The organism is Enterococcus gilvus ATCC BAA-350, assembly GCF_000407545.1.
In the GTDB taxonomy this organism is placed as follows: domain Bacteria; phylum Bacillota; class Bacilli; order Lactobacillales; family Enterococcaceae; genus Enterococcus_A; species Enterococcus_A gilvus.
This window is the reverse complement of the sequence record NZ_ASWH01000001.1, coordinates 2,001,826-2,016,650: the sequence shown is the minus strand read 5'-3', so window position 1 is coordinate 2,016,650 and position 14,825 is coordinate 2,001,826. Positions and strand designations below refer to the sequence as shown.

At 43.8% G+C, this 14,825-nt stretch carries 14 protein-coding genes; 13 read left to right on the top strand and 1 reads right to left on the bottom strand.

Annotation, left to right across the window (positions count from 1 at the left end; all coding sequences use genetic code 11):
• Position 1 precedes the first annotated feature (1 nt).
• From I592_RS09915 to I592_RS09900, 4 genes are all read left to right on the top strand, one after another.
• Entirely contained in the window at positions 2 to 958 is a 957-nt protein-coding gene (locus tag I592_RS09915) for an ROK family glucokinase (protein ID WP_010780344.1), read from the top strand.
• 26 nt (positions 959 to 984) lie between these two features.
• A complete protein-coding gene (locus tag I592_RS09910) occupies positions 985 to 1,386 on the top strand; it encodes a rhodanese-like domain-containing protein (RefSeq protein WP_010780345.1) in 402 nt (133 codons plus the stop codon).
• A 214-nt stretch (positions 1,387 to 1,600) separates the two neighbouring features.
• Positions 1,601 to 2,413: a sugar-phosphatase gene (gene yidA, locus I592_RS09905; protein WP_010780346.1), complete on the top strand. Its 813-nt coding sequence runs from the start codon at positions 1,601 to 1,603 to the stop codon at positions 2,411 to 2,413.
• Positions 2,414 to 2,522: 109 nt separating this feature from the next.
• Positions 2,523 to 4,292 carry an FAD/NAD(P)-binding protein gene (locus I592_RS09900; RefSeq protein ID WP_010780347.1) on the top strand — a complete coding sequence of 590 codons (1,770 nt, stop codon included), beginning with the start codon at positions 2,523 to 2,525 and terminating at the stop codon, positions 4,290 to 4,292.
• A gap of 31 nt (positions 4,293 to 4,323) precedes the next feature.
• Here I592_RS09900 and I592_RS20995 read toward each other — a convergent pair whose 3' ends face one another.
• Positions 4,324 to 4,491: a DUF3042 family protein gene (locus I592_RS20995; RefSeq protein WP_010780348.1), complete on the bottom strand. Its 168-nt coding sequence runs from the start codon at positions 4,489 to 4,491 to the stop codon at positions 4,324 to 4,326.
• Positions 4,492 to 4,801: 310 nt separating this feature from the next.
• Between I592_RS20995 and galE the strand changes: the two genes are divergently transcribed.
• The 9 genes from galE (at position 4,802) to argS (ending at position 14,737) form a co-directional block, all read left to right on the top strand.
• Entirely contained in the window at positions 4,802 to 5,791 is a 990-nt protein-coding gene (gene galE / locus I592_RS09895) for a UDP-glucose 4-epimerase GalE (RefSeq protein ID WP_010780349.1), read from the top strand.
• 11 nt (positions 5,792 to 5,802) lie between these two features.
• On the top strand, positions 5,803 to 7,284 hold the full coding sequence (galT, locus tag I592_RS09890; RefSeq protein WP_010780350.1) for a UDP-glucose--hexose-1-phosphate uridylyltransferase: 1,482 nt from the start codon (positions 5,803 to 5,805) through the stop codon (positions 7,282 to 7,284).
• A gap of 12 nt (positions 7,285 to 7,296) precedes the next feature.
• Positions 7,297 to 8,280 (top strand): LacI family DNA-binding transcriptional regulator, encoded by a 984-nt coding sequence (locus I592_RS09885; RefSeq protein ID WP_010780351.1) that lies wholly within the window; start codon positions 7,297 to 7,299, stop codon positions 8,278 to 8,280.
• A 220-nt stretch (positions 8,281 to 8,500) separates the two neighbouring features.
• Entirely contained in the window at positions 8,501 to 9,208 is a 708-nt protein-coding gene (gene tsaB, locus I592_RS09880) for a tRNA (adenosine(37)-N6)-threonylcarbamoyltransferase complex dimerization subunit type 1 TsaB (protein WP_010780352.1), read from the top strand.
• On the top strand, positions 9,192 to 9,740 hold the full coding sequence (gene rimI / locus I592_RS09875; RefSeq protein WP_010780353.1) for a ribosomal protein S18-alanine N-acetyltransferase: 549 nt from the start codon (positions 9,192 to 9,194) through the stop codon (positions 9,738 to 9,740). Before tsaB ends, rimI (I592_RS09875) begins: the two co-directional genes overlap by 17 nt.
• A gap of 2 nt (positions 9,741 to 9,742) precedes the next feature.
• Entirely contained in the window at positions 9,743 to 10,168 is a 426-nt protein-coding gene (rimI, locus tag I592_RS09870) for a ribosomal protein S18-alanine N-acetyltransferase (RefSeq protein ID WP_010780354.1), read from the top strand.
• Entirely contained in the window at positions 10,161 to 11,183 is a 1,023-nt protein-coding gene (gene tsaD / locus I592_RS09865) for a tRNA (adenosine(37)-N6)-threonylcarbamoyltransferase complex transferase subunit TsaD (protein ID WP_010780355.1), read from the top strand. The genes rimI (I592_RS09870) and tsaD overlap by 8 nt, the downstream gene beginning before the upstream one ends.
• Before the next feature lie 477 nt (positions 11,184 to 11,660).
• Positions 11,661 to 12,674, top strand: coding sequence for an ornithine carbamoyltransferase (gene argF / locus I592_RS09860; protein WP_010780356.1), 1,014 nt, complete (start codon positions 11,661 to 11,663; stop codon positions 12,672 to 12,674).
• Positions 12,675 to 13,045: 371 nt separating this feature from the next.
• On the top strand, positions 13,046 to 14,737 hold the full coding sequence (gene argS / locus I592_RS09855; protein ID WP_010780357.1) for an arginine--tRNA ligase: 1,692 nt from the start codon (positions 13,046 to 13,048) through the stop codon (positions 14,735 to 14,737).
• The last annotated feature ends 88 nt before the right edge of the window (positions 14,738 to 14,825 follow it).

Here is a 14,825-nt window from a genome sequence, read left to right as displayed (position 1 = left end):
AGTGGATAAAAAATTATTAGGTATTGACCTAGGCGGGACAACCGTAAAATTCGCTATCTTAACAGAAGCTGGCGAAATTCAGCAAAAATGGAGTATTGAGACAAACATTTTAGATGACGGTTCGCATATCGTGCCGAACATCATTGATTCAATCAACCATCATTTGACTTTATATGGAATGACACCAGAGCAATTTGAAGGGATCGGCATGGGAACACCCGGCAGCGTCGATATCGAGGCGGGAACAGTCATCGGTGCCTATAATTTGAACTGGACCACCTTGCAGCAAGTAAAACGTGAAATCGAAAAAGGAACAAAGATCAAATTCAGTATCGACAATGACGCCAATGTGGCAGCATTGGGCGAACGCTGGAAAGGCGCTGGCGACAACGAACCTGACGTGATCTTCATCACATTAGGAACAGGTGTTGGCGGCGGGATCGTTATGAACGGTCAGTTGCTTCACGGAATCGCTGGCTGTGCCGGTGAGATCGGACACGTCACAGTGGATCCTAACGGTTTTGAGTGTACGTGTGGCAAGCGCGGCTGTCTGGAAACTGTAGCAAGCGCAACCGGCGTGGTACGTGTAGCACGTCAATTGGCGGAGGAATACGCAGGCGGCTCACAATTAAAAGCGCGTCTAGACAATGGGGAAGACATTACAAGTAAAGATGTTTTCGAGTTGGCTGAAAAAGAGGGCGATGACCTTGCATTAATGGTCGTTGATAAAGTGACATTTTATCTAGGTCTGGCTTGTGGGAATCTTGGAAATACACTGAACCCATCAACGATCGTTATCGGCGGCGGCGTTTCTGCGGCAGGCGAATTCTTGCGCAGCCGCGTAGAGAACTATTTCAAGGAGTTCACGTTCCCGCAGGTGCGTGAAAGCACGAAAATCAAGTTAGCAGAATTGGGCAATGAAGCCGGAGTCATCGGCGCTGCTTCATTAGCTAAATAGATAAAAGGGTAGAGGGGAATCAAGTTATGTCAATTTGGTGGAAAATCAATATCGTATTAATCGCGGTACTTGTTTTATTTGGTCTGTATGAGCTGGTCGTTCGAATCATGATGCGACGTTCCGCAAAAATCATCACGCAAGAAGAATTTCAAGCAGGAATGCGTAAAGCGCAAATCATTGATGTCCGTGAACGAGATGAATTCAATGCAAAGCATATTTTAGGCGCGCGCAGCTTCCCATTCAGTATGTTTAAAGAAACGTATGCCTCTTTGCGAAAGGATCAACCGATCTATATTTATGATCAAAACAAAGCAGTCAGTGCCCGTGCGGCAAATCTGCTTCGTAAAAAAGGGTACACAGATCTTTACATTCTTAAAGGCGGTATTCAAGAGTGGACTGGGAAAGTGAAACAGAAAAAAGTGGATTAACAACAAACGGCTGACCAAGTGTCCAGCCGTTTTTTCACGTTTATCAGTGGTAGAGGATACGGCTGATTCAATTGACGAGGCATTGTTTTATGCTTATTATGGAAGTTGAGAAACTTCTCATGTAAGTATCTTGAAAAGTTTGCTGTATAGAAACATCAAATAAATGTCTGTAAAAAGCACTGCGGACAATTTATCAACAGGTTAGGAGAGAATTATGAGTATAAAATTGGTTGCGATAGATTTAGACGGAACATTGCTGAATGACCACCACGAGATCAATCAGCCTGTAGTGGCGAGCATCAAGGCAGCTCGAGAAGCAGGGATTTATGTCGTTCTTTCAACCGGCCGCCCGTTATCCGGAACAAGAGCGCAACTCGAAGTTCTAGGACTAAATCAGCTGGATGATTACATCATTACCTACAATGGTGCGTTAGTATTGAACACCAATACTTGGGATGTGGTAGCTGAACACAATTTAACGCGAGAAGATTATTTGGAAATTGACTATTTGGCACGGTCACTCGATGTGCATTTGCATCTTGCAGATAAAGAGTCGATGTACACAGCCAACCGCGACATCAGTCCTTACACGATTTTAGAGTCGTATTTAGTAAATATGCCGCTTCATTATCGGACACCTGAAGAAATCGCGAAGAACGTGCTGGCTGTAAAAATGATGATGATCGATGATCCAGAAATTTTAGGCGAGGCCTTCAAAAAAATTCCAAAAGAATTATTTGAAAAATATACGATCGTTCGAAGCACGCCGTATTTCATTGAAGTATTGAATGCAAATGCCAGCAAAGGCATGGCATTGAAAGAGTTAAGTGAACATTTAGGCCTTGAGCCTTCAGAAGTGATGGCCATCGGGGATGCAGAGAATGATCTGTCTATGATCGAATTCGCCGGCACGGGCGTGGCGATGGGAAATGCCAGTGAGACAGTGAAGGCCGCTGCGGATTACACAGTAGCAACGAATTTGGAAGACGGCGTGAAAGAAGCATTTGAGCGCTGGGTATTAAAATAAGTCATGCAGCTTCTGATGATTCCGTCACCAGAAGCTTTTTTAATTTGCTTATTTCCCCATTTTTCACTACTCTAAAAGAAAGGAATCTATCGAAAAATGAGGAATGTGTATGAAAAGAATCGCAATTATCGGGGCAGGCCCTTACGGCTTGATCGTTTTGGACCGTCTGATCAAGCAAGCACCCAAAGAAGAAAAAGTAGAACTGCTGCTATTTGATCCTGATGGCCCCGGAGGAAATATCTGGCGCAAAAATCAAAGTGATCAAGTAATCATGAATACCGTCATGCAGCATGTCACCTTGTTTTCTGAAGACGAAGGCCCAAATTTAGCAGAGTGGAACAAGACAGAAGCACCGGAGTATCTCTCTTCTTTTGATGAAGAGCACTCTTTTTCAGCAGAGAGGGCACTTGGAAAGAATGACTATTGCCAACGGCGGTACTATGGTGTCTACCAAAGCTGGTTTTTCGACCAGCAACAGAAGCATTTACCGGAAAGCGTTACGGTTACTTTGATCAAAGAGCGGGTGGTTGATCTGACTGAGGAGGAGACGGGGATTTCGTTGACAGCAGATCGTGTCTATCACGTCTCGGATGTGGTCTTGGCAACGGGACATTCTGCAAATTCCCTCAATGAGGAGGAGGCGGAAAATAAAACTTACGCGCAAGCACACGGACTCTTTTACCAAGAACCGGGGAACCCCTCCGACACCCCGCTTGAAGAGCTTCCCACGAGTGATTGTGTGATCCTTCGAGGGTTAGGATTAAGCTTTTTTGATTATATTGCTTTGTTTGTCGCTAAATGGGGCGGCCGCTTCATTGAAGAAGAAACGGGATTGAACTATGAACCTACGGGAAAAGAGCAGCAGCTGATCGTTGGTTCAGGCAGAGGCTTGCCTTACCATGCGCGTCCCGATAATCAAAAGGAGCCTGGCGAAGATGCGCAGCCGCAGCTATTGACTCAACCGTTCATGGAAGACTTTGACGGCGGCGTGGAGGCTCTGGTTGATTTATTACGAAAAGAAGCCGAATTGGCGTATTATGAAATAAAATTAGCTGACACGGCAATCGATGAAACGACCTTTTTACGGGAATACCGCAAAGGCGATCGGGAAGCTGTTTTAACGAAGTATCAAATTCCTGATGCGCTTCGATTGGACTGGTCCTCGCTTTTTGATCCGGCAAAAGAAGTCTCAGCGACAGAATTTCCAGCGTTTATCCAAACCTATTTAAAAAAAGACATTGAAGAAGCGGAGTTGGGCAATGAAACAGGCGCCATCGCCAAGGCGATAGATACGTACAAAGAAGTGCAAGAGCCCTTCAACGATATGCTGGATCAAGAAAGATTTTCACCAAAGGACTACTATGAAGAATTTTTCGGCCGCTTCAATCGGAACTACAGTTTCTTGACGATCGGTGCGCCCGTGATTCGCCAAAAGCAGTTATTGGCATTGGTGGAAGCCGGCGTGGTGACATTTTTAGCGCCTGAGATGGTCGTGGAAAGAAAGAACAAGAAATTTATTACCTACAGTAAGAAGGACCCTGAGCGGACGTTTGTCGGAAGCAGCTTGATCGAGGCGCGGTTGCCTGCAACGAGCTTCACACGCACGAAAAATCCGCTGCTGATCCAAATGCGTGAAAAAGGCTATTCGGCGCCACATCAAATAAGCTTTGACGGGAAAGACCATCCGACTGGAGCGATCAAGGTTCAACGCCAGACACATCAACTCATCACTCAAAGCGGGCGGGTCATGTCTTGTATTTATTGCTACGGCATCCCGTTGGAAGGCTTGGACTGGCTGAATGCGACCTCGCCGCGTCCTAAAAGCGACGACCGCATTTTCAAATTAGCGAATCGCATCACACGATCAATCTATAAATAGAAAAAAGAAAGCCGATTTGGCTTTCTTTTTTTTAACGAGCGATTCGTTTTCTACGTGCTTTTTTACGATTTTCATCGATTTTTGTTTCTTTTTCTTCGATCGGGTCGATCACTTTCTTTTTCACACCCATCACCACGCCTGCAACTACTGCCGCCGCAGCAAAAGTACCAGTAACGAATCCTGAAGCAAATTTACGCATCGTTTCATCACTCCTTTCTCAGTTATAAGGAATGTACTTCCCACAGAGAAATACATTTGCTTTTCACATTAGACGTCCATAAACTGTCGTTTTCGATCAGGTTCTTTTACCGAGAAGAATCTCTAAAGGAGCCTCTAAAGAATCAAAAAAGTCAGCGCTCTTTTAACAAAAGAGAACGTCTTCTTCCATACCTCCATTATGAAGCAAAATCAAAAAAATAGAAAGTTTAATGAATGGGAGATTCACTTGCATTTATTTAGTAAACAAACTATAATTTGTTTACTAAATAAAAATGACAGGAGACAATCAAATGGCAATTTTAGTTTTAGGCGGTGCAGGATACATCGGTTCTCATACAGTGGATAAGCTGGTTTCTCAAAATTATGAGGTTGTCGTAGTAGATAATTTATTAACGGGCCATCGCAAGGCAGTCCATCCAAAAGCAACATTCTATGAAGGTGATTGCCGCGACAAGACGTTTATGCGAGATGTTTTTACGAAAGAATCGATCGAAGGGGTCGTTCATTTTGCCGCAAGCTCGTTAGTTGGCGAGTCAGTGGAAAAGCCATTGAAATATTTTAACAATAATGTGGTGGGCATGGAAAGCTTATTGGAAGTGATGGAAGAATTCAAAGTGAAAAACATCGTCTTTTCTTCTACAGCAGCGACCTATGGTGAACCCGGTGTCTCACCGATCACAGAAGAAGTAGCCACAAATCCAACCAACCCTTATGGCGAAAGCAAGCTGATGATGGAAAAAATGATGAAATGGTGCGACAACGCTTATGGGATGCGGTATGTGGCATTACGCTATTTCAACGTCGCTGGCGCAAAAGCCGATGCAAGCATTGGTGAAGATCATGATCCGGAAACGCATTTGGTACCGATCATTTTACAGGTGGCACTGGGCCAGAGAGACCATTTGACGATCTTTGGCGAGGATTATGATACGCCGGACGGTACGTGTATCCGTGACTATGTGCAAGTAGAAGATTTAGCGGCTGCTCATATTTTAGCGTTAGAATACTTAAACGCTGGAAATCCAAGTAATTTCTTCAACCTTGGTTCGAACAATGGCTATTCTGTCAAAGAAATGTTGGATGCCGCTCGCGAAGTGACCGGAAAAGAAATTGCTGCGGAGGTTGGTCCACGTCGAGCAGGAGATCCAAGTCGTTTGGTGGCTTCAAGCGAGAAAGTCAAAGAAACATTGGGCTGGAATCCAGAATATACAGATATCAAAGCGATCATTGAGACCGCGTGGAACTGGCATGTCAGTCATCCACATGGCTATGAAGACTAGGAGGAAGTCACGTGTCGATCAGTCAAACAATTAGAGATTTTACCACATTAGCTATTCAGTCAGGCGGATGGATGGAGATGGATCGTTACTATTTAGAAAACCGTGTCATCGCCATGATCGGTGAGGAGTCCCTTGCCAAAGCGGAACTGCGCAGTGTTTCAACAAGCGCAGTTCCGCTAGTCGATCGCCTGCTGATCCAAGCAGAGAACAATCAAGTAATCACAGACCATCAGGCGGAGCGAGATATGCTAGAGGCACAACTGATGGATCTGATGACACCGCCGCCGTCTGTCGTGAATGCGTATTTTGCTCAATATTATTCGAAAGATCCTGTCCAAGCGACAGATTATTTCTTTAAACTCAGCAAAGACAACGACTACATCAAAACGCGGGAGATCGCGCGGAACATCATTTTTCCTGCGAAAACGGAATATGGCGAGCTAGAGATCACGATCAATTTGTCAAAACCAGAAAAAGACCCAAAATGGATCGCCGCGGAACGGAAGCTGAAGAAAGTCGGGTATCCGGAATGCATGTTGTGTATGGAAAATGAAGGCTACAAGGGCCGATTGAACTACCCGGCACGAACCAATCACCGGATCATTCGAATGAATCTCGATGGCGAAAGCTGGGGATTCCAATATTCGCCGTACGCTTATTATGACGAACACTGCATCATTTTGTCAGAAGAACACCGTCCGATGAAAATCACAAAGGCGACCTTCCAGCGATTGTTAAAAATTACAGAAGTCCTGCCTCATTATTTTGTGGGATCAAATGCCGACCTGCCCATCGTTGGCGGATCGATCCTCTCTCATGACCATTACCAAGGCGGACGTCACACATTCCCTATGGCGGTGGCTGAGATGGAACGGACGATTGAATTGTCAGCTTTTCCAACTGTTACGGCAGGAATCGTCAAGTGGCCAATGTCTGTGATCCGTTTGCAAGGGAAGAGCCAGCGTGACTTAGTTGAAGCCGCTCAAATGATTTTTGAGAAGTGGCAAGTGTATTCGGATGATGCCTTGCAGATTACAGCAGCATCAGAAGATGGCACACCGCATCATACGATTACTCCGATCGCGCGCCGAAAAGAGGGGCTTTTTGAAATCGATCTGGTTTTGCGGGACAACAATGTTTCTGAGGAATATCCAGAGGGGATTTTCCACCCGCATCCTGATGTACAGCACATCAAGAAGGAAAACGTCGGATTGATTGAAGTGATGGGTCTTGCTGTGTTGCCGCCACGTCTGGAACCAGAGCTTAAAGAAGTAGAAAAGTATTTATTAAATGAGGCGAATGAAATCGCCGAGTATCACGTGGCGTGGGCGGATGAATTAAAACGCGTCAATACGATCACCCAAGAAAATGTTACAGACGTCGTTCAAAAAGCAGTTGGCGCTGCGTTTGCCCGTGTATTAGAAGATGCGGGTGTCTTTAAACGAGACGTTGAAGGACAAGAAGGCTTTACCCGCTTTATCAATACGTTGTAGAAGGGAGCCGCGATGGCAACTATTCGAGATATTGCAAAGCTGGCTGGTGTGTCACCGGCCACCGTTTCCCGTGTATTAAATTACGATCAAGAATTATCCGTCGCTCACGAAACGAAGCAGCGTATCTTTGAGGTGGCGGAGGAATTGAACTATACCAAGCACAAACGCGCCAACAAAATAAGCAAATCGGTGATTCGGCTGGTCCAGTGGTACGATGAGGCCGAAGAGCTTGCGGATCTTTATTATTTATCCATTCGATTAGGCATCGAAAAAAAAGCCGAAGAATTAAACATTCAGATTCGGCGAGAGGCGCTGACAGAATTATCAGATGCTCAGGTTACGGGAACGATCGCTCTTGGAAAGTTTGATGCAGAGCAGATACGACAGTTGAAGAATTTAGATGAGAATTTATTGTTTGTGGATTTCGATGGAATGACTCAAGGACTCAATTCGCTCGTCGTCGATTTTGATCAAAGCGTGGATCTGGTGATTGATTCATTTGTCCAACGCGGGCATCAAAAAATCGGTATTCTTTCTGGCGAAGAGCAGACCAAGCATCATTTTCAGCCGATCGAGGACCCGCGGCTGCGTGCATTTAAAACAAAGATGCAGCAAATCAATTTGTACAAGCCGGAATTTACGATGACGGCCGCCTTTTCAATGGAAGCTGGAAAAGCCGCGATGACGACTTTTTTAGCTGACAACCAAGAGTTTCCAAATGCCTTGTTTGCTTCAAGCGATGCTTTGGCTGTAGGGGCGATGCAAGCGATCCAAGAATTTGGACTGCGGGTCCCAGAAGACATCTCGGTGATCGGGTTCAACGATGTCAGTGTTGCAAAGTATGTTTCTCCCGCGTTGTCGACGGTGAAGGTAGAGACAGAGTGGATGGGGGAATTGGCGGTAATGACCGTCTTGGAGTTAGCTAGAGAGGGTGCGCCTGTCCCAAGAAAGATCATGCTGGGGACAAAGCTGATTCAACGAGATTCGACCAACTAGCGTTTCATCAAATTTGCTTCAACGAAATGGCTATTACAAATGGAAAGTCAAACGCCTTTTTACTATCTTTTTAGAAAGTAAAATAGCTGTTTGGCTTTTCATTTGTAAAGTTTTTTATTAAAAGACTTTTCAAATGTTTTTTGCTGTTTAAAAATCTAAGGAAAGCAAATCGGGTTTGTGTTAAAATATGGCTATCTTAAATGCGAGGAAATGAACTTTTATGAAATTACTAGCGATGGATACATCGAATCAAACATTAGCCGTAGCGGTCTTAGAGGACGAGAAAGTACTGGCACACTTTCAATTGAACCGAAAAATGAATCACAGCTTGACTTTGATGCCAGCGATCGAATCGGTCATGCAGGCAAGTGGACTGACGCCCGCTGATTTGGATCGAATCGTTGTAGCAAAGGGACCAGGTTCTTACACAGGTATCCGAATCGCGGTAACGACTGCGAAAACACTGGCAGAAACATTGAAAATCCAGTTGACGACTGTGTCGAGTCTGGCAGTTATCGCAGGAAATGTTCAAACCGAAAAAGTGATCATTCCTCTGATCGACGCCCGCCGGAACAACGTGTACGCAGGCGCCTATCGCTGGGAACAAGGAAAATTAATCTCTATTATGGCGGATCAGCATATGTCATTGACGGACTTATTACAGAAGATTCAGGAACCGGCATTTTTTGTCGGTGAGACAGCTAAGTTTAAACAAGAAATTAACGCCGCATGGCCGACTGCGGAGGTTTCTGAATCAGACGAGCAAAATCTTCCAAGCGGGATCGTACTTGGAAAATTAGGCTTTCTCGCAAAACCCGTTGACGATATTCATGGATTGGTACCAGAATATCTGAAGCGCGTGGAGGCGGAAGAAAAATGGCTAGAGACACATCAACCTGAGGATGAGGACTATGTTGAAAAAATTTAGCGGATTCGTTAAGACGATTTTGTACGGGAAACAATATCCTTTTACTTCAAAGTACGTGAAGTTGAAGGAGGAGGAATACCTGCTGCGAAAAATTAACGACCAGGACATCAAAGAGCTGATTGCCTTGGAGCGAGATGTTTATTTTGGCGAGACGCCATGGACGAAAAGTGCATTTCTGTCAGAGATCCATTCACCGATCCCACATCTATATATTTGTATTGTAACGAAGAAAGAGGAGCTTGCCGGCTTTATCGGCAGCCGATTGATCGGAAATGATACGCATATTACAAACATCGCAGTTGGAACATCTTTTCAAAATCGCGGGATCGGAATGCTGTTGATTGACGAAGTAGAAAAATTCGCTATAATGAACGATTGTGAAACACTCTCACTGGAGGTGCGTTTAAGCAATACAGATGCGCAGCGATTGTATCGTCGGTTGGGTTTTTCTGCCCGGAACATTCGCAGAAACTATTACACCGAGAATAATGAAGATGCGCTGGATATGATCAAGCGGTTGGAAGTGGGATAAAGATGAACGAGTTAGCAAACGTATGTTGGGAAATCAGCCAGGCGGCCTATACATTTGATTCGCCGTGGTCAGCAGACCAATTTGCCAGTGATATGATGCAACCTCATAGCCATTATTTTACTGAAGGAACGGAAGTCCTCGCATTCTTGGGCTTTCACCAGGTGTGTGATGAAATCGAGATTACCAATATTGCTGCGAAAGTAAAAGGTCAAGGTCTCGGACGTCGCTTGATGACACGTCTGATCGCCCACGCAGCAGCAGAAAATATAGCGAGTATTTTTTTAGAGGTGCGTGCTTCGAACCAAGAGGCGCGTCTTTTTTATGAAACATTTGGCTTTCAAGAAATAGGAAAGCGGAAAAATTATTATCAGCACCCCCAAGAGGATGCGGTGCTGATGGCTTTGAAAGTAGGAAATGCAGATGAATGAAACGGAATTGATTCTAGCGATCGAGAGCAGCTGTGACGAAACCAGTGTCGCAGTGATTGAAAATGGTGAAACCATTCTATCAAATATTGTGGCTTCGCAAATAAAAAGTCACAAACGTTTTGGCGGTGTCGTGCCTGAAGTTGCCAGCCGGCATCACGTGGAGCAGATTACGATTTGTATTGAAGAAGCGCTGAGTGAAGCAGGCGTTGAAGCGAGCGACCTTCGAGCCGTAGCGGTTACTTATGGACCAGGGCTAGTCGGCGCGCTGTTGATCGGATTAAGTGCAGCGAAAGCTTTTGCTTGGGCGAATGGTTTGCCTTTACTGCCGATCAATCACATGGCGGGACACATTTATGCTGCCCGTTTGGTCGAACCGCTGGTATTTCCTTTGATGGCCTTGCTTGTTAGCGGAGGACATACCGAGCTTGTCTATATGAAGGAAGACGGGTCTTTTGAGATCATTGGTGAAACACGCGATGATGCTGCTGGGGAAGCCTACGATAAAGTAGGGCGTGTACTAGGATTAAGTTACCCGAGCGGAAAAGAAATAGATGAATTGGCGCATCAAGGAGAAGACACCTATGACTTTCCCCGTGCAATGCTGAAGGAAGATAATTTTGATTTCAGCTTTAGCGGGTTGAAAAGTGCATTTATCAATTTGACTCACAATGCAGAACAACGCGGCGAAGTGCTGGATCACCAAAATCTAGCAGCAAGCTTTCAAGCAAGTGTGGTGGAGGTGCTTGTTTCAAAAACGATCAGAGCCTGCAAAACGTACCCAGTCAAGCAATTGATTGTAGCTGGTGGCGTGGCGGCGAATAAAGGCCTTCGCGAGCAGATGGCTGCGGCGATTGAGAAAGAGCTGCCTGATGTGAAATTGATCGTGCCGCCGCTGCGCTTATGTGGTGACAACGCCGCGATGATTGGTGCTGCTGCACATGTGGAATTACAAAAACACCACTTTGCTGGGATGAGCTTGAATGCCAATCCAAGTTTGGCTTTTCAGCATATCTAGATTTTCTAAGTCAAGCTTTCCCATAGAAAAGGATTTGGATCAAGGAGCAGGCAGTCCCTCTAGTCTTTCAATAGAGAAAAAATCAGTCAGTGAAGTTCAAATGAGAAGTCTTTTTAAAAAATACTTTACAAATGTAAAGCCAGACCGTTTTTTACTTTCGATTTGAAAAGTAAAAACAGGTTTGGCTTTTTTTATAGATAGAGGGAGAATCAAGGTGTTTTAACGATCGTTAATGATTATAGCGAAGCTGATAATTTTTTTAAGGTGTTGTTGCAAATGCAGTGACCTGTAAATTAAATCGAATCAAACTGTCACAAGTGAAATAGAAGTAAGGCTTCCTCAAAAATGCTTGAGGAGGGTTTTTTTATGGAAGATGCTCAGAATGTGGTTGTAATTTCATATTTATTCAGTTATCATGAATAAAAATAATATTTATCAGATGATATCGAATGAATATTCAAAAATGGAGGAGTTAAGATGGAAAATATTTTTCAAGGGAAAAGCTTTTTGAAAGAGATTGATTTTACTAAAGATGAATTGCTCTATTTGATTGATTTCGCCGCGCATTTAAAAGAATTGAAGCAAAAGAATTTGCCGCATACTTATTTAGCGGGAAAGAACATTGCCTTATTGTTTGAAAAAACATCTACACGAACACGTGCCGCCTTCACAACAGCTGCTATCGACTTAGGCGCGCATCCTGAATATTTAGGGAAAAATGATATCCAATTAGGGAAGAAAGAGTCCGTCGAAGATACGGCGAAGGTTTTAGGAAGTATGTTTGATGGGATCGAGTACCGCGGCTTCTCTCAGGAGGCGGTGGAAGCATTAGCCGAACATTCAGGCGTCCCTGTGTGGAATGGATTGACAGATGAATGGCACCCGACGCAAATGCTGGCTGACTTCTTAACGATAAAAGAACATTTTGGCACATTAGAAGGATTGACGTTGGCTTATGTAGGCGATGGGCGCAACAATGTCGCAAATTCGCTGCTGATCACCAGTGCGATCTTAGGAGTGAATATTTCGATCGTCACACCAGAGAAGCTATTTCCTGAACAACAATTGATTCATCTTGCTGAGCAGTATGCCGAAGCATCGGGAGCGAAAGTTCTTGTCACGGCTGATACAGATCAAGGCGTGGCACAAGCAGATATTATTTACACGGATGTTTGGGTATCCATGGGTGAGGAAGAGGCCTTTGAGGAGCGCATTGAGTTATTGCTGCCGTATCAAGTCAATCAAGAATTGATGGAAAAAACACAAAAAGCAGAAACGATTTTTCTGCATTGTTTGCCAGCGTTTCATGATATAGAAACCGAAGTAGCAAAAGAAATCAAAGAAAACTACGGGTTGGCTGAAATGGAAGTGACGGACGAAGTCTTTCGCGGAAAGAAGGCCTACCAATTTCAACAAGCTGAAAATCGGATGCATACCATCAAATCGGTGATGGCTGCCACTTTAGGAAATCTATTTATTCCTAAAGCATAAAATCTCCCTCTCGACTAGTCAGATGACGATTTTTCTGTTAATATGAATGCCAGATAAATCATTCATCAATGAAAAAAGAGAAGTCTATGGTCTGTTTTTCAGCGAGTTCGGGTAGGTGGGAGCCGAATAGACAAAAATAGAGGGCGCACTTTTGAGATGAAACGGCAGCTACCGTTATAGCCTAAGCTGGTCGCATGCGACAATAAGAGTGGTACCGCGGGAATTCTCGTCTCTGATGTATTTTATACATCAGGGACTTTTTTTGTGAGCATCACTTTTAATGGTTAAAGAATACGATGTCTTAATGATCGATCCAGACTTATTTTTGTGAATAAATCCAAGCATACAGAATATATTAGGGGGAATTTTGGATGAATAATAAAGAAATCGTCGCACAAGCTGTTTTTGAAGTAGTGAAAGAAAATCTCACGTTGCCGGAAGTAGAACGTTTATTGGAAAATCCTAAATCAGTTGACCACGGAGATGTGGCATTTCCAACATTCGCCTTGGCGAAAGTGTTTCGTAAAGCGCCGCAGCAAATTGCGGCAGAGCTAGCTGAGCAAATCAATCCTGATGCTTTTGAAAAAATTGAGGTCGTAGGTCCGTATCTAAACTTCTTTATGAAAAAGGAAGTTATTTCAAGCATGGTCTTGAAACAAATCGCCAAAGAAGCACATCATTTTGGGGACAGCAATATTGGAAATGAAGGCAACGTAACGATCGATATGTCTTCTCCAAATATCGCAAAACCTATTTCAATGGGACACTTGCGCTCCACTGTGATCGGAAATTCCATCAGTTTGATCTTGGGCAAGATCGGGTATAACCCAATCAAAATCAATCATCTTGGTGACTGGGGTACACAATTCGGTAAATTGATCGTAGCCTATAAAAAATGGGGTTCAGAGGAAAAAGTGAAAGCTGAACCGATCAATGAATTGCTGCGTCTATATGTAGAATTCCACGAAAAAGCAGAAGAAGAGCCTGAACTAAACGATGAAGCACGCGCTTGGTTCAAAAAATTAGAAGAAAACGACGAAGAAGCATTAGATTTATGGACATGGTTCCGCAGCGAGTCGCTAAAAGAATTTAATAAGATCTACGGAATGCTGGAAGTTGATTTTGATTCTTACAATGGAGAAGCTTTCTACAACGATAAGATGGATGAAGTTGTAACGATGTTGGAAGAAAAGCACCTGCTGCAAACCAATGAAGGGGCAGAGATCGTAGACCTTGAAAAATATGACTTGAATCCAGCCTTGATCAAAAAATCAGATGGCGCGACATTGTACATTACGCGTGACTTGGCAGCTGCTCTTTACCGTAAACGTGAATACAATTTTGTTAAGTCCCTCTATGTGGTGGGAAATGAACAAAGTGGTCATTTTAAACAATTAAAGGCTGTTTTAAAAGAAATGGATTTTGATTGGTCAGATGAAATGATCCATGTACCATTTGGTTTGATCACTAAGGATGGCAAAAAATTATCTACCCGTAAAGGCAAGATCGTTCTATTAGAAGAAGTGCTGAATGAAGCAAATAGTCTTGCTTTGAACCAAATTCAAGAAAAAAATCCGGATCTTCCAAATAAAGAGGAAGTGGCACACCAAGTGGGCGTTGGCGCTGTGATTTTCCACGACTTAAAGAATGACCGCTTAAACAACTTCGACTTCAGTTTGGAAGAAGTGGTTCGTTTTGAAGGGGAAACAGGCCCATACGTACAATACACACATGCGCGTGCAATGACTGTTTTGGAAAAAGGAAACTTCGCCATTGATACGGAGGCTGTTTATGCCTTGAATGATAAAGATAGCTGGGAAATCATCAAGCTGCTGCAAAGCTATCCAGAAGTAGTCATGCAAGCGGCGGATCAATACGAACCATCCGTGATCGCAAAGCACTCGATTCGATTGGCTCAAGCATTTAATAAATACTACGCTCACACAAAAATTCTAGTGGAAGACGATCAAAAAGAGGCACGGCTTGCATTGGTACACGCGGTGACTGTCATTTTGAAAGAAGATCTGCGTCTATTAGGTGTTCATGCCCCAAATAAAATGTAATTTTTTATCTCTCCAGATGAGACAGTACCGTTAAAATGAATGATGAACGAATAAAAAAGCCAAACACTCTTTTTCTTTCTAACTTGAA